The organism is Brevundimonas vesicularis (genome assembly GCF_032067225.1).
GTDB lineage: Bacteria > Pseudomonadota > Alphaproteobacteria > Caulobacterales > Caulobacteraceae > Brevundimonas > Brevundimonas vesicularis_F.
This window is the reverse complement of the sequence record NZ_DAMBJX010000069.1, coordinates 1-13,547: the sequence shown is the minus strand read 5'-3', so window position 1 is coordinate 13,547 and position 13,547 is coordinate 1. Positions and strand designations below refer to the sequence as shown.

At 66.5% G+C, this 13,547-nt stretch carries 15 protein-coding genes; 7 read left to right on the top strand and 8 right to left on the bottom strand.

The window, feature by feature from the left end; translation table 11 throughout:
- Positions 1-27 precede the first annotated feature (27 nt).
- The gene (locus RT123_RS13900; RefSeq protein WP_313009736.1) at positions 28-321 is read right to left on the bottom strand and encodes a hypothetical protein; all 294 of its coding nucleotides are present in this window, start codon (positions 319-321) and stop codon (positions 28-30) included.
- A gap of 185 nt (positions 322-506) precedes the next feature.
- Between RT123_RS13900 and RT123_RS13895 the strand changes: the two genes are divergently transcribed.
- Entirely contained in the window at positions 507-1,481 is a 975-nt protein-coding gene (locus RT123_RS13895) for an ABC transporter ATP-binding protein (RefSeq protein ID WP_055809533.1), read from the top strand.
- On the opposite strand, the gene RT123_RS13890 is transcribed toward RT123_RS13895, so the two are convergent.
- From RT123_RS13890 to RT123_RS13880, 3 genes are all read right to left on the bottom strand, one after another.
- Entirely contained in the window at positions 1,478-2,359 is an 882-nt protein-coding gene (locus RT123_RS13890; RefSeq protein WP_313009734.1) for an alpha/beta hydrolase, read from the bottom strand. The two genes, RT123_RS13895 and RT123_RS13890, sit on opposite strands and share 4 nt — an antisense overlap.
- Positions 2,360-2,423: 64 nt before the next feature.
- Positions 2,424-2,933: an HAD family hydrolase gene (locus RT123_RS13885; RefSeq protein ID WP_313009733.1), complete on the bottom strand. Its 510-nt coding sequence runs from the start codon at positions 2,931-2,933 to the stop codon at positions 2,424-2,426.
- On the bottom strand, positions 2,930-4,006 hold the full coding sequence (locus RT123_RS13880) for an AGE family epimerase/isomerase (protein ID WP_313009730.1): 1,077 nt from the start codon (positions 4,004-4,006) through the stop codon (positions 2,930-2,932). Before RT123_RS13880 ends, RT123_RS13885 begins: the two co-directional genes overlap by 4 nt.
- 176 nt (positions 4,007-4,182) lie before the next feature.
- Between RT123_RS13880 and RT123_RS13875 the strand changes: the two genes are divergently transcribed.
- The 4 genes from RT123_RS13875 to RT123_RS13860 all read left to right on the top strand — a co-directional run bounded on the left by RT123_RS13875 (position 4,183) and on the right by RT123_RS13860 (position 7,849).
- Entirely contained in the window at positions 4,183-5,346 is a 1,164-nt protein-coding gene (locus RT123_RS13875) for a DegT/DnrJ/EryC1/StrS aminotransferase family protein (protein WP_313009729.1), read from the top strand.
- A gap of 4 nt (positions 5,347-5,350) precedes the next feature.
- The gene (locus tag RT123_RS13870) at positions 5,351-6,283 is read left to right on the top strand and encodes a Gfo/Idh/MocA family protein (RefSeq protein ID WP_055809548.1); all 933 of its coding nucleotides are present in this window, start codon (positions 5,351-5,353) and stop codon (positions 6,281-6,283) included.
- A gap of 47 nt (positions 6,284-6,330) precedes the next feature.
- Positions 6,331-6,834 (top strand): hypothetical protein, encoded by a 504-nt coding sequence (locus RT123_RS13865; protein WP_313009728.1) that lies wholly within the window; start codon positions 6,331-6,333, stop codon positions 6,832-6,834.
- 217 nt (positions 6,835-7,051) lie between these two features.
- On the top strand, positions 7,052-7,849 hold the full coding sequence (locus RT123_RS13860) for an exodeoxyribonuclease III (protein ID WP_313009727.1): 798 nt from the start codon (positions 7,052-7,054) through the stop codon (positions 7,847-7,849).
- A 3-nt stretch (positions 7,850-7,852) separates the two neighbouring features.
- On the opposite strand, the gene RT123_RS13855 is transcribed toward RT123_RS13860, so the two are convergent.
- The gene (locus RT123_RS13855; protein WP_313009725.1) at positions 7,853-9,301 is read right to left on the bottom strand and encodes a PLP-dependent aminotransferase family protein; all 1,449 of its coding nucleotides are present in this window, start codon (positions 9,299-9,301) and stop codon (positions 7,853-7,855) included.
- A 62-nt stretch (positions 9,302-9,363) separates the two neighbouring features.
- Between RT123_RS13855 and RT123_RS13850 the strand changes: the two genes are divergently transcribed.
- On the top strand, positions 9,364-9,951 hold the full coding sequence (locus RT123_RS13850; protein ID WP_313009724.1) for a hypothetical protein: 588 nt from the start codon (positions 9,364-9,366) through the stop codon (positions 9,949-9,951).
- Between the two features lie 48 nt (positions 9,952-9,999).
- Here RT123_RS13850 and RT123_RS13845 read toward each other — a convergent pair whose 3' ends face one another.
- From RT123_RS13845 to RT123_RS13835, 3 genes are all read right to left on the bottom strand, one after another.
- A complete protein-coding gene (locus RT123_RS13845) occupies positions 10,000-11,304 on the bottom strand; it encodes a S41 family peptidase (RefSeq protein ID WP_313009723.1) in 1,305 nt (434 codons plus the stop codon).
- 41 nt (positions 11,305-11,345) lie between these two features.
- Positions 11,346-12,032 carry a response regulator transcription factor gene (locus RT123_RS13840; protein WP_066627096.1) on the bottom strand — a complete coding sequence of 229 codons (687 nt, stop codon included), beginning with the start codon at positions 12,030-12,032 and terminating at the stop codon, positions 11,346-11,348.
- A gap of 65 nt (positions 12,033-12,097) precedes the next feature.
- Positions 12,098-12,814, bottom strand: coding sequence for a YggS family pyridoxal phosphate-dependent enzyme (locus RT123_RS13835; RefSeq protein WP_313009722.1), 717 nt, complete (start codon positions 12,812-12,814; stop codon positions 12,098-12,100).
- Between RT123_RS13835 and RT123_RS13830 the strand changes: the two genes are divergently transcribed.
- Positions 12,813-13,457 carry a thiamine phosphate synthase gene (locus tag RT123_RS13830; RefSeq protein ID WP_313009720.1) on the top strand — a complete coding sequence of 215 codons (645 nt, stop codon included), beginning with the start codon at positions 12,813-12,815 and terminating at the stop codon, positions 13,455-13,457. The genes RT123_RS13835 and RT123_RS13830 overlap by 2 nt on opposite strands.
- The last annotated feature ends 90 nt before the right edge of the window (positions 13,458-13,547 follow it).

Below are 13,547 nucleotides of genomic sequence, written 5' to 3'. Positions count from 1 at the left end.
GCTTCCTAGGCGGACCGGCCCCGAAGGTCAAACCTCGCTGGGCGCCGCCGGGCGACGGCCCAGAAGACGGTTCACCATCGCCTTGCGCTTCTTGAACAGCGTCAGGCCCAGACAGGCCGCGCCGACCCACAGACCGATCTCGCCGATCAGCAACAGGGCGGCGCCGGCGATGGCGGCATGCGTCATCTCGATCTGATCGGTCTTGCCCGCCAGCAGCGCCAGTCCTCCACTGGTATAGCCAATGGCGCAGACCGCCATGGCGACGAAGCCGATCAGGCGAGTGCGGGTCAGAGGCGTCTGGGCTTTTTGAACGGGGGTCACGTCGAGCTCCATCAAGTTCGGTTGTCTTTATGACAAGCAAGCTAGACACATAGAGAGGGGAGGTCAAGCATCATTGACACATAGACAGGCTTGCTTGTCGCACGCTGTGGGCAAGACAGGTTGGCGATTGCGATCGTGCGCCTTACCTATGCCGCTCGCCGTCCCGCCCGAGTGAATAGCAGATCATGTCAGAGACCCCCGCCCTGCCCGACAACGCCATCGAGGTGCGGGGACTGAAGAAGACCTATGCTGGGTCCAAGAAGGCCGCCCCCAAGACGGCACTGCGCGGCGTTGATCTGGTCATTCCGCGCGGCTCCGTCTTTGGCCTGCTGGGCCCGAACGGGGCGGGCAAGTCGACCCTGATCAACATCCTGGCCGGAGTGGTGAAGAAGTCCGAAGGCTCGGTGACCATCTGGGGCCGCGACATCGACAAGGAGCCGCGCGACGCCGCCGCCGCCCTGGGCGTCGTGCCGCAGGAGATCGTCGCCGACGTCTTCTTCACCCCGCGCGAATCGCTGGAGGTGCAGGCGGGCTTTTACGGCGTGCCCAAGGACGAGCGCCGGTCCGACGAACTTCTGGCCGCGCTCGGCCTGTCGGACAAGGCCAACGCCTATGTCCGCGCCCTGTCCGGCGGCATGAAGCGCCGTCTGATGGTGGCCAAGGCCTTGGTCCACAATCCGCCCATCCTGATCCTGGACGAGCCGACGGCCGGCGTGGACGTCGAACTGCGTCGCCAGCTGTGGGCCTATGTCCGCCGCATCAACGAAGAGGGGGTGACCATCGTCCTGACCACCCACTATCTCGAGGAGGCCCAGGAGCTTTGCGACACCATCGCCATCGTCAACCGGGGCGAGGTGGTGGCCTGCGAGCCGACGCCGCAGCTTCTACGCCGTCTGGACAGCCGCAATGTCGTCGTGACCCCGGAAACGCCCCAGGCGACGCCGCCGGTGCTGGCCGGTTTCGAGGTTACGCCCCGTCCGGGCGGCGCCTTCGCGGTCGCCTATAAAAAGGGGCAGTCGTCGGTCGAGCAGGTCATCAACGCCGTGCGCGCCGCCGGCGTCACCATCGCCGACATCACCACCGAAGATCCGGACCTGGAGGACGTCTTCCTGGCCCTGACCTACGGCGATGCGTCACGGGTCGACCCGACCAGGGACTAATCGACCTCGGCCAGGAATTCGAAGATCGCCGCCTTGGCCTCGGCCTCGTCCAACATGGGCGCGTGGCCAATGCCGGGAACCTCGACATAGGCCATGGTCGGGGCCGCCTTTTTCATCCGCGCGGCGATGTCGGCGCTCAGCAGATCCGAGCCGGCGCCCCGCACCAGCAGCGTCGGCTTCTCCTTCGCCAGCCGCCGGAACATCGGCCACAGGTTCGGGACCAACGCCTTGGCCCCCGCCGCTCGGATCGGCACGGCGATGTCGGGATCGTAGTCCAGCGCGATCTCACCGTCCGGCTGCTGGCGGAAAATGCGCCGCGCGAAGGCGTCCCAGTCCGCATCCATATAGTGTGGGAAGGCCACCGAATTGATCCGCTTCGCGTAGTCCGCCGCATCTGCCCAAGAGCCGATCTCGACCGGCTGGCCGCTGTAGGCTGCGATCCGCGCCAGACCTTCCGGCGCCACCTCCGGCCCGATGTCGTTCAAGATGGCCGCGACAACCGCCTTCGGCCGCATCGTCGTCAGCGCCATGTTGATCAACCCGCCCATCGAGGTGCCAACGAAGACCGCTTTATCGATCCCGGCCTGCTCCATCAGGGCCAGCACGTCGCGCGCATAGACGTCGGGCATATAGGTCATGGGGTCGGGCGCACGGTCCGACAGGCCACGTCCACGCACATCCACGGCCAGCACCCGACGCCCGCTCTGGGCCAAAAGCGGCGCGATGGCTTCAAAATCGGCGCTGTTGCGGGTCAGCCCGTGGATGGCGATCACCGACGGCCGCGCGACGCCGGGACCGGGCGCATAATCCCGCGCAAAGAGAGAGAGGCCATCCGGCGAAGTCCAGCGGCGTTCAACGAATGGATAGGGCGCACTCATTGGCGATGTCCTCCGATTTTTGGATCAGAGTAATTCACCAGGCGAGGAAATGCGACGCCTGGTCTTAAAGACCCACCACATCGCGCACGAAAGCGTCCAGGTCCCCGCCTTCGAAGAGATAACCCGCCACCCCGGCCCGCTCTCCAGCCTGCAGATCCCGCTTCTGATCGCCGATGATGAATGATTGCGTTGGGTCCAGATCGTGCTCGGCGATGGCGCGCAGCAACATGCCCGGATTGGGTTTGCGATCAGGGTGGTCGGGATGGCGATAGCGCGCCTCGATCGCCTCGGGATGGAAGGGCGCGGAATAGACGGCGTCGATGATCGCGCCCTCCTCGGCCAGCCGCGCGACCAGCAGAGCGTTGAAGGCGTTCATCGTCTCTTCGCTGAACAGGCCCCGCGCCACGCCCGACTGGTTCGTCACGATCACGGTGCGATAGCCGGCCTGGTTCATCCGCCGCACCGCCGCCGCCGCGCCGGGGATCAGCTTCAGATCCTCGGGCCGATGCGGATAACCGCTGTCCTCGATCAGGACCCCGTCCCGATCCAGAAAGGCGGCGGGTCGGCCAGTCATGCGTCGCTCCGAAGCAGTTCCGAAAAGGCGGTCATGAGGTGATAGAGGCTGGACGCCGGGGCCGCCGCATCGTGCGAGCGGCCTTGGGCGTCGTAGCTGTCCACCCATAGGCCCGGCACGGCGGTTGCCAGATGGGTGTCGAACACGGCGACGATCAAAGCTGAAACGCCCGCGTCGCCAAAACTCAATCCTGTGCGAATGGCCTCGGTCTGAGCCCACAGGCGCCGTCCGCCATCCAGCGTCTCTCCCGCCGGGCCGATCTCGCGGATGGCGAATCCGTCGCGATAACCCTGCGCTGCCGCCCGACGATGCAGCGCCGTGGCCAGATCAGAACCGTCCCCGCCTTGTTTCAACAGCCAGGCCCATTCTTCGAGGTGGCCCGGCTCGATCACATGACCCATTGCTGGATCGGCGGACCAATCCTCGGTGAAATATTCGCGGATCGTGCCGTCGACCAGGAAGCGATGTTTGCACAGGTCCAGCGACACCCGCGCCGCCACCTCGAACGCCGGATCAGGCGCAATCGCCTGCCAGGCCAGCATCGCCTCCAGCATATGCATGTGAGGATTTTGACGCCGCGGCAGGCGTGGCGGCAGGGCCTCCTCCCATCCCCCATGCGGAGACGCCATCAACCGATCGATCGCAGCCAGCGTCTCCAGCGCTAGAGGCCGCGCTCGCGCATCACTCAGGACGCGCTGCGCCGCCGCGAGCGCGAACAGGACGAAGGCCAGGTCGTAAAGATCAGGCGTCTCATCGACCACCACGCCGTCGTCATCGGTTGCCGAGACCCAAAGGCCGTCGTCTCGTCGGCGACTGGATATCAGTTGATCCAGCCCGGCCTGGGCCACCGCTCGGCCCTGCGCCCATCCCAAGGCGGCCGCTTCGCAGAACACATAGACCTGACGCGCCTGAACCCGCGTGCGACGACGAAGACCAGTCACCGGACGGCCGTCGAAGTCCAGTTGCTCGAAGAAACGCCCATCGGCGTCCACGCCCCGCTCGGCCCACAGCGGCAGGGCATGGTCGAACAGCCAGTTCGAAACCCTGGTCCGGGCGGCGGAAAGCGTCGTCATGGCGCTGGCTTACGGCGCAAGCCGACGGGCGCCAAGACCTGTGTGCGGTAGCAAAGGGCAACGCGATGTGACGCCGCGCGATTTGGCCCGCGCGCCCGATCTTGCTAGGACGACCCGACATTCGCGGCCCGCCTGTCCGGCCGCCGCCCCCGATTCCCCCGTGGAGAGCGTCCCCCATGATCCCCTTCATCGACCTTCAGGCCCAGCGCCAACGCCTCGGCGGCAAGATCGAGGCCGCCGTTCAGGAAGCCGTCGTCGGCGGCGCCTGGGTCATGGGTCCGCAGGTCCGCCAGTTCGAGGCCGACCTCGCCGCCTTCGGTCAGGCCAAACACGCCTTGGGCTGCGGCAACGGCACCGACGCCCTGATCCTGCCGTTGATTGCCTGGGGCGTCCGCACCGGCGACGCCGTCTTCTGCCCCAGCTTCACCTTCACGGCCACGGCCGAGGTCGTGCCGTGGCTGGGCGCCTCGCCTGTGTTCGTGGACGTCGACGCCCACACCTACAATATGGACCCGGCCAAGCTTGAGGCGGCCATTGAAGCGGTCAAGGCCGAGGGTCGCCTGACGCCCAAGGTGGTCATCGCCGTCGATCTGTTCGGTCAACCCGCCGACTATCCCGCCATCCGCGCGATCTGCGACCGCCACGGGCTGAAGCTGATCTCGGATTCGGCGCAGGGTTTCGGCTGCACCCTGAACGGCGATCATCCGCTGAAGTGGGCCGATGTCACCACGACCAGCTTCTTCCCGGCCAAGCCCCTGGGCTGCTACGGCGACGGCGGTGCGGTGCTGACCGACGACGACGACCTGGCTCAGGAAATGGATTCCCTTCGCGTGCACGGCAAGGTCGTCGCCAAGGACCTCGAGGCCGGCGCCGCCGCCTTCGCCCACGACCCCAAATATCTGGCCATGCGCATCGGCATGAACAGCCGGCTGGACACCATCCAGGCCGCCATCCTGATCGAGAAGCTGAAGGTCTTCGGTCAGGAGATCGAGTGGCGCAACCGGATCGCCGCCCGCTACAACGAACGCCTCGCGCCCCATGTCTCGGCCGTGCCCCACGTCATCGACGGCGGGGTTTCCATCTGGGCGCAGTACACGATCGAGCATGAGGATCGCGACGGTCTGGCCGCGCACCTGAAGGATCAGGGCGTGCCCACCGCCGTCTATTATCCGGTGCCGATGCACATGCAGCCGGCCTATCAGCGCTTCCCGCAGGGCGCGGGCGGCCTGCCGGTTACCGAACGGCTGAGGAACCGGGTCCTCAGCCTGCCGATGCACGCCGATCTGGACGAGGCGACCCAGGACAAGGTCGTCGCCGCCGTCGCCAGCTACAAGGGCTAAGCCGATGCCGAACACCCCCGCCCTCAAGATCGGCGTCGCCGGCGTCGGCGTCATGGGCCGCAACCATGCGCGCGTCGCCTCCGAAATGCGCGAGTTCGACCTGACCACCGTCTTCGATCCCGATGCGGTGACGGCGGAGGGCGTCGCCGCCGCCTATGGCGCATCGCCCGTCACGACGGCCCAGGCCTTCGTCGACGCCGGTCTGGACGCCGCCATCGTCGCCACGCCCAACCGATTCCACGCCGAGATCGGCGTCGCCCTGCTGGAAAAGGGCGTCCACGTCCTGGTCGAAAAGCCGATCGCCGCCAGCGTCGCCGACGCCCAGCGCATGATCGATGCAGCCAAGGCCAATGACCGCGTTCTGATGGTCGGTCAGGTCGAGCGCTTCAATCCGGCGGTCGAAACCGTCAAGCGGGCTGTGACTGACGACGACATCATCTCGATCCAGATCACCCGCGTCGGTCCGTTCCCGCCCCGCATGGGCGAGGTCGGCGTGGTCATCGATCTGGCCGTGCACGACATCGATATCATCCGCCACCTGACGGGTTCCGAGATCGTCGAGGTCCAGCCGCAACTGGCCCGCACCCGCGCGGACCGCGAGGACACGGCCCTGCTTCAATTCCGCCTGGACAGCGGCGTGATCGCCCATATCACCACCAACTGGGTCACCCCCTACAAGACCCGCACCCTGCAGGTCGCGACCAAGACCAAGTTCATCGTCGCCGATCTGATCACGCGCCAGGTCACCGAATATTTCGGCCAGCAGCCGGACGGCTCCTATTCGACCCGGATGCTGAACAGCTGGCCGGCCGAACCGCTGAAGAAGGAGCTGGAGGCCTTCGCCCGCGCCATCACGACCGGCGAAACGCCGGCCGTCACCGGCGAAGACGGCCTGCGCAATCTCGAGGTCGCGCTGCGCTGCCTCGGCGAACACTGATCGGATCAGGCCCCGTTCTCGCCGCAAAACCTGAGGAAGAGAAACGTATGCGCCGTATCACCGCCACCGCTCTCGCCTTGATCGTCGTTGGTTCGGCGGCGGCGCCCGCCCATGCGGACACCCGCTACCTGGCCTATAATGCGTCGGACCGGATCACCCAGGCGCTGACCAAGGGCGTCACCTTGCAGGTGCGGCGCGGTCTGTTCGGGGCGGTGCAGGTGGAACGTCTGTTCTCCACCACCGCACGCGGCACGGCCGGCTTCACGCGCGGCGGACCGGACGCCGCGCGACGCGTCCTGCCCCAAGGCGCCGAGGAAAATGATATCTACGCCATCGATCAGGACGGCGACGGCCGCGGCCTGTCGCGCGCCCTGTGTCCCGGCGCGGACGAGGTCTGGCTGATCATGGGTCGCGTCCGTGCGCCCCGTCCCCTGACGGTGCAGGCGGTGGGTCGGTGGTCGGACGGGGCCTATCGGCACTGTGTGACGCTCAGCTACGACTGGCGCGGCGAATGGGCGACGGCCCCGCAAGCGCAAACGCCGCGAGACTGATCCGCGTCCAGACTGTTTCATAATGAGCACGCACAAGCGGGCAATTATGACGATTTGACTTTTATAATCGTCAGTGACACTTTGAGCACACGAGCGGCGGCGGCCGTTCTACCGCCCTGGAATATCCCCCTCCCCGGCGGCGAGAGAGACGAACCTCCCAGAGCCCGGCCCGTCGCGGCCGGGCTTTTTTTACGCGGCGCGCCTGCTAGACGGAGGCATGACCCTTCGCCTCGCCACCTGGAACATCAACTCTGTCCGCCTGCGCATCGATCAGGTGGCCCGCTTCGTCGCCGAGCGCGCGCCCGATGTCCTGATGCTGCAGGAGATCAAATGCACCACGGATCAGTTCCCGCGCGGCGCCTTCGAGGACATGGGCATGCCCCACCTTCGCGTGGCGGGCCAGAAGGGCTGGCACGGCGTCGCCATCGCCAGCCGCCTGCCGCTTGAGGACAGCGACACCTTCCAGGTGTGCAAACTGGGTCATGCGCGCTGCGTGTCGGCCCGCGTGTCCGGCATCGACGTGCAGAACTTCTACATCCCGGCCGGCGGCGACGTTCCCGACCGGGAGCTGAACCCCAAGTTCGATCACAAGATGGACTTCTATGAACAGCTGACTGCGATCGTGGCCAAGCAGGACAAGTCTCGCCCTCTGGTCATGGCCGGCGACTTCAACATTGCACCGGGAGAGGGCGATGTTTGGAACCACCGCTACATGTCCAAGATCGTCAGCCACACGCCGATCGAGGTCGACACCCTAAACCGGCTTCAGGCCACGGGCGGTTTCGCCGATGTGCTGCGCGACCGTTTCCCCGAGCCTCAGAAACTGGCCAGCTGGTGGAGCTATCGCGCCGCCGACTTCCGCAAATCGAATCGCGGTCTGCGCCTGGACCACATCTGGACCTCGCCCGGCCTGACCCCCGCCGTGGTCAAGGACACCGCCCGCATCCACGACGATGTCCGCGAGTGGAACCGTCCCTCCGACCATGCGCCGGTGACGGTCGATCTGGACGTCTGACCCTCAATAGACGGCGACGGGCTTGGGCGACGCCAGCGCTTTTCGACCGCGACCGACCCTCTTGGTGGCGCGCCCGAGCCGAATCACCACCTCATCCAGCTGATCTTCCGGCAAGGTGTAAGGCAGGCGCAGCCGGCGTTCGAAGGCGCCGTCGACGCCGAATCGCGGACCGGCGGCGAGACGCAGGCCTTCGGCCTCGGCCGCGATCGTGAGTGCGGAACTGATCGGCCCGGGCAGCCGCACCCACAGGGACAATCCCCCAGCCGGGCGCGGACAGACCCAGTCAGGCAGTTTTTCAGCGAGCCGCGCCCGCAGATGATCCCGCCTTGCACGCAAGAGGGGCCGGCGTGCCGCCAGGGCCTTTCCGCCGTCGTTCAACAGTTCGACCGCCGCCAGCTGCTCCAGGATCGGAACACCCAGATCGAAGCTGGCGCGACTTTGGGCCAGACGTTGGATCACCGCCCGGTCAGCGCGGATCCAGCCGATGCGCAAACCGCCCCAGACGCTTTTGGACATCGAACCCAGCCTGACCATCCGCGGCGCATCGACGGCGGAGGCGCTAAGCGCCGGCGGTCCGCTCAAGGTCAGTTCGACCAGGGTCTCGTCCAGCACGAGCAGGGTCTCCGACCCCTTGAGCCCCGCCAGCAAGCGCGTCCGGTCCGCCGCCCGCATCATCCGGCCGGTCGGATTGTTGTGGTCCAGCACCAGATAGGCCATGGCCGCGTTGCTGCTGCGGCAGGCCGTGATTAGACCCTCGACGTCCCAACCCTCCTCGCCCTCGCTGTCCGGCAAGGCGACGGGTACGGCGCGACCGCCCGCCGCCAGGATGGCGTCGATCGCCTGCGGATAGGTGGGATGGTCGAACACCACCGGCGCGCCTGGCCGCGTTGTCAGGCGCAGCAGATGGACCAGTCCGTTGTGCGCGCCATGCGTGATCAATATCTGCCCCGAAGAGGTCGCCAGGCCGCGCCGCCGGTATCCCGCGGCCACGGCTTCGCGCAGTTCCTCCAGCCCCGCCGTCTCATAACCGTGTCCGGGCAGGTTCGCCGGCAATCGCTCCAGCGCCCGCACATAGGCTGCATGCACATTGGCATCGGCCGGCAGGACGGCGGCGGTCAGGTCGATCAGACCGGGCTTGTCCGTTTGCGTCGCCTCGTGACGCGGCGCCGGTCCGGCCGGCAGGCTTGTACGTGCGGCGGCGCCCTGCCCGCCGGTCAGGAACCCGTCATCCCGCAACCGGCCGTAGGATGCCGAGACGGTCGTTCGGCTCAGGCCCAGCGCTTGGGCCAGTTCCCGTTCGCCGGGCAACCGCGACGCCAGGGGCAATCGGCCATCCAGAATCAGCAGTCGTATCGCGCCTGAAAGCTGCCGATAGGTTGCGCCTGCGCCCGGCGACCGCCAAGCGCCGAGGTGGCGCGTCAGAGAAACAAGACCGATCGACCGCGACGACATCAGGCCAGAATGGCATAACTGGCTCTATTTTCGATAGCCAGTTTGGGGCATTCCGTCGGTTTATGACCCGTCGCCTGATCCAGCTTTTCGCCGGCCTGTTTCTCTATGGCTTGTCCATCGCCCTAATCGTTCGCGCCGATCTCGGTCTGGATCCGTGGGACGTACTGAACCAAGGGGTGTTCGAGCGGTTCGCGAAACCCGCCGGGATCAGCTTCGGTCTGGTGGTCAATCTGATCGGTATGGCCGTGCTGCTGCTATGGATTCCCCTGCGCCAGAAGCCGGGGGTCGGCACCGTCGCCAATGTGCTGGTCATCGGCATGGTCGCGAACTTCGGCCTAGGCTGGATTCCGTCCGACCTGGGCCTACCGCTTCGGGCCGGCCTGCTGATCGCCGGCATCGTCCTGAACGGCGTGGCCAGCGGGGCCTATATCGGCGCAGGCCTTGGTCCCGGCCCGCGCGACGGCCTGATGACCGGCATCGTCGCGCGTACCGGCTGGCCGGTGAAATGGGTGCGGACGGCCATCGAGCTAACCGTCATCGCCATCGGCTGGCTGTTGGGCGGCTCGGTCGGCTTGGGCACGGTGCTCTACGCCCTGACCATCGGCCCGCTGGTGCACGTCTTTCTGCCGCTTTTCACGATCCGCCGATAACTTCCGTCAGCCTTGGGCCGTCCGCCGGTTTGATCGAGGTGAAGCGGCCTAATGCGAAAGTCGTCGCATCAAGGCCTTCAGGGCCTTGGCGTGACCATGGTCCAGATCGCCCTCGGGATAGAGGTCGATGCGGACCTGCGGCGTCAGCCCGCGTCCTTCAAGCAGATGGCCTTGCGGATCGACGTAAAGCTCCATGGGCATGGCGAAGCGCCAACCATTGGCGAGAACCACGGGGCTCTGATCCGAAAACGCGCCTCTCGTCCGGGTCCCGGCGTGCGTGACATTGGGCAGAACCGTCATCATCTGGCTGAATGTCTCGCCGGCGCTGACGGTGATATCGCTGGTCAGAAGCCAGACAGGGCCGTGATAGCCCGGTCGATCCGAGGGTCGCACCTCCACGACCTGCGGAGCGACGCCCGATCCCCAGCCCCTCTTGGTGTAGGCGACGCGCGGCCGGTCGGCGAAACGCGACGCGATCAACCGGCTGACAGAGTCATAACCGCCGCGATTGTTGGACACGTCCACAATGACCGCTCGCGCCCCGTGGAAAGCGATCATCGCTTCGTCCAGCGCGGCTTCCAGCGGCTCTGTGGAAGCCGCGGCCTCGGCGTCGAACCCTCCCATGGTCACGATCGCCAGATAGCCTACGCCGTCGTTCACCCCCCAGAAGACCCGGTTATTGGCGACGGCGTGACCTTCACCGTCAAGGATGGTCTGAAGGACACCTTCGCGCCACGCGCCCAGCCACGCCCTCTCGGCCCTTGGCTCGGAACGTGCGTTTACCGCGTCCAGGGTTCGTCCGCTCGACACCTGAAGGTCCTGCGCGCGGCCTTCGATTTCTGCGCTCAGTTCGATATGTGCGTCATCCAGTCCTGACAGAAGGTCGGCGGCGGCGGCGAACGCCTGGCTGGGGGCTGGCGTCTGTGAAAGACGCCCAAGCACCTCTCTGCGACGGGCTTGGAAATCGATCTTTCGAGCCTCGAAACCGGGATAGTAGGCCTGCATCAAATCCGAGACGGCCAGGACGGCGGCACGGTCGCTCGTATCTGGATGTTCGCAGGCCGGGGGCAGAGCCGGCAGCCTGTCGAACACATAGATGCTCGCCTGATCGTCGTGCGCTTCGGTCAAGCCTATGCCGTCAGCCACGGGGACGACGGCGGCGAAGCTGTCTTTCAGATCTTCCCCATCGGGGTCCGGCCAACAGGCCCCGGCGGCCTCGTGATAGACCCGGAGGTCTTGCCCGGCGCGGACGATCACCAGACCATAGCCGCGCGATCGGAACACGCCGTCCGGCGCCACGGACGGCATCGGTGATTGCTGGAGCAGAGCGGCGAGGGCGAAGGCGGCGATCATGCCGTTTCATCGCCTGCGCGAACGCTGTCGTCCAGACGGTTCTAGGGTTGAAGCCGATATCCGCCCGCATCGGTCAGCAGCAGACGCGCATGGCCCGGCTCGGGCTCGATCTTCTGCCGCAGGCGATAGATGTGGGTTTCCAGCGTATGGGTGGTGACACCGGCGTTGTAGCCCCAGACCTCGGTCAGCAACTCTTCGCGCGACACCGGCTTGGCCCCGGCGCGATAGAGGTATTTCAGGATATTGGTTTCCTTCTCGGTCAACCGCACCTTCTTGCCCTTTGAGTCCATCAGCACCTTGGCGGCGGGCCGGAACTCGTAGGGGCCGATGGTGAAGACGGCGTCCTCGGACTGTTCATGGCTGCGCAAATGGGCGCGGATGCGCGCCAGCAGCACGGCGAACCGGAAGGGCTTGGTGACATAGTCGTTGGCTCCGGCATCAAGGCCCAGGATGGCGTCGGCGTCCGCCGATTGCGCCGTCAGCATGATCACCGGTGTCGAAACCCCGTCCTTGCGTAACAGGCGACAGGCCTCGCGGCCGTCCATGTCGGGCAGATCGACGTCCAACAGGATCAGGTCGGCGCGGATCTCGCGCCCCATTCGCACGCCATCGGTCGCGGTTGCGGCCTGCTGAGTCTTGAACTCTTCATGCAGGTTCAGCTGCTCGGCCAAGGCCTCGCGCAGGTCGTCGTCGTCGTCAATGATCAGAATGGTCTTGGGCGTAGGCATGGGACAGACAATGGCGAGGCTTGGCCCCCGCGCCAAGGCTTGGGGGTGCGAATATTCACATCGGGTTACGAGCTAGAGGGCGTTTCGGGTCGATTTCGTTCCCCGAACAAGGCCGTTCCGACCCTGACGTGCGTCGCACCGCACCGTATGGCGGTCTCGTAGTCGCCGCTCATGCCCATCGACAGGACCGACAAACCGTGGCGTTCGGCGATGTCCCGCAACATCTGAAAATGCGGCTCTGCGTCCTGATCCGCCGGGGGAATGCACATCAGACCCTCGACCATCAGCCCGTAGGTGTCGCGGGCCGCCGCAATCAGGGCGTCGGCGGCGTCGGGCAGGACCCCGGCTTTCTGAGGCTCGGCGCCCGTGTTCACCTGGACCAGGACGCGCGGCGATCGGCCGCGCTTTTCGCACGCCTGCGCCAAGGCGCGCGCCAGTTTTTCACGGTCTAGGGTTTCGATCACGTCGAACAGGGCGACTGCATCCTCGGCCTTGTTGGTCTGCAACGGGCCGATGAGCCGCAGTTCCAGACCCGGCAGTTCCCCGCGACGGTCAGCCCAACGGTCCTGCGCCTCCTGCACCCGGTTCTCGCCGAAGATCCGCTGACCCGTCGCCAGTATGGCGTCGATGGCCTCGGGGGCTTGCGTCTTGGAGACGGCGGTCAGGGTCACATCCGCTGGATCCCGACCGGCCTCATGGCAGGCGGCGTCGATACGCGCCTGCACCTCGGCGACCCTTTCGGCGATGGACGGGGCGGAAAAAGCGGAGGAAGAAGAGGTCATGATCCTGCCGGCCGGTTACAGCGACGATGCGCGCGCGCTCTGGAACGCCGCGACCGCTCTAAACCGCGCCGCCGCCGCTGTCAGCCCGGCCGCCGCGGCCTTGCCGGCGATGCTGTTTTTCACCGACCCGGATCGCACGCCCCGACCGTGGGAGACGGCGGCGCGCCTGCCCGCCGGCTCGGCCGTTGTCTATCGCGCCTTTGGCGCCTCCGACGCCGTCGAAACGGGGCATCGGCTTCGCGAAGCGACGGCCGGTCAGGACGTGAAATTGCTGGTCGGGCTGGACCCCGATCTGGCCGAGGCGATCAACGCCGACGGGCTCCACCTTCCCGAACGGGCCGCGGACCAAGCAGCGCGCATCCGCTCGGACCAACCCGGCTGGATCCTGACGGCGGCCTGGCATGGCTCTTCGCCCGCACCCGAAGACCTGAACGCCCTGATCCTGTCGCCGGTGTTTCCGGCCGGCGGTGCGTCCGCCGGCAACCCCCCATTGGGCGTCACTGCATTCGAACAGCATGTGAAAGCCGCCCGCCTGCCGGTCTATGCGCTGGGCGGCGTCACGCCAGACAACGCCGCAACGCTCGCACACACGCGCGCCTGCGGCCTGGCGGCGGTAAGTGCGGTCCAGTCAGCGTTTCGCTGACCGATCGAAATCAGAACTTGAAGATGGTTTCCAGACGGACGCGGGGCTGGGCCCGGCCGTTGGTTTCGGGCGCGCGGGCCGGATCGGCTT

What these genes read in the sequence shown, in the direction of transcription:
- RT123_RS13885 (WP_313009733.1), bottom strand. Translation starts at nt 2,933, where the DNA reads ATGACTGGCCGACCCGCCGCCTTTCTGGATCGGGACGGGGTCCTGATC.
- RT123_RS13875 (WP_313009729.1), top strand. Translation starts at nt 4,183, where the DNA reads ATGATCCCCTTCATCGACCTTCAGGCCCAGCGCCAACGCCTCGGCGGC.
- RT123_RS13845 (WP_313009723.1), bottom strand. Translation starts at nt 11,304, where the DNA reads ATGATCGCCGCCTTCGCCCTCGCCGCTCTGCTCCAGCAATCACCGATG.
- RT123_RS13895 (WP_055809533.1), top strand. Translation starts at nt 507, where the DNA reads ATGTCAGAGACCCCCGCCCTGCCCGACAACGCCATCGAGGTGCGGGGA.
- RT123_RS13850 (WP_313009724.1), top strand. Translation starts at nt 9,364, where the DNA reads ATGACCCGTCGCCTGATCCAGCTTTTCGCCGGCCTGTTTCTCTATGGC.
- RT123_RS13855 (WP_313009725.1), bottom strand. Translation starts at nt 9,301, where the DNA reads ATGTCGTCGCGGTCGATCGGTCTTGTTTCTCTGACGCGCCACCTCGGC.
- RT123_RS13890 (WP_313009734.1), bottom strand. Translation starts at nt 2,359, where the DNA reads ATGAGTGCGCCCTATCCATTCGTTGAACGCCGCTGGACTTCGCCGGAT.
- RT123_RS13880 (WP_313009730.1), bottom strand. Translation starts at nt 4,006, where the DNA reads ATGACGACGCTTTCCGCCGCCCGGACCAGGGTTTCGAACTGGCTGTTC.
- RT123_RS13840 (WP_066627096.1), bottom strand. Translation starts at nt 12,032, where the DNA reads ATGCCTACGCCCAAGACCATTCTGATCATTGACGACGACGACGACCTG.
- RT123_RS13870 (WP_055809548.1), top strand. Translation starts at nt 5,351, where the DNA reads ATGCCGAACACCCCCGCCCTCAAGATCGGCGTCGCCGGCGTCGGCGTC.
- RT123_RS13865 (WP_313009728.1), top strand. Translation starts at nt 6,331, where the DNA reads ATGCGCCGTATCACCGCCACCGCTCTCGCCTTGATCGTCGTTGGTTCG.
- RT123_RS13830 (WP_313009720.1), top strand. Translation starts at nt 12,813, where the DNA reads ATGATCCTGCCGGCCGGTTACAGCGACGATGCGCGCGCGCTCTGGAAC.
- RT123_RS13860 (WP_313009727.1), top strand. Translation starts at nt 7,052, where the DNA reads ATGACCCTTCGCCTCGCCACCTGGAACATCAACTCTGTCCGCCTGCGC.
- RT123_RS13835 (WP_313009722.1), bottom strand. Translation starts at nt 12,814, where the DNA reads ATGACCTCTTCTTCCTCCGCTTTTTCCGCCCCGTCCATCGCCGAAAGG.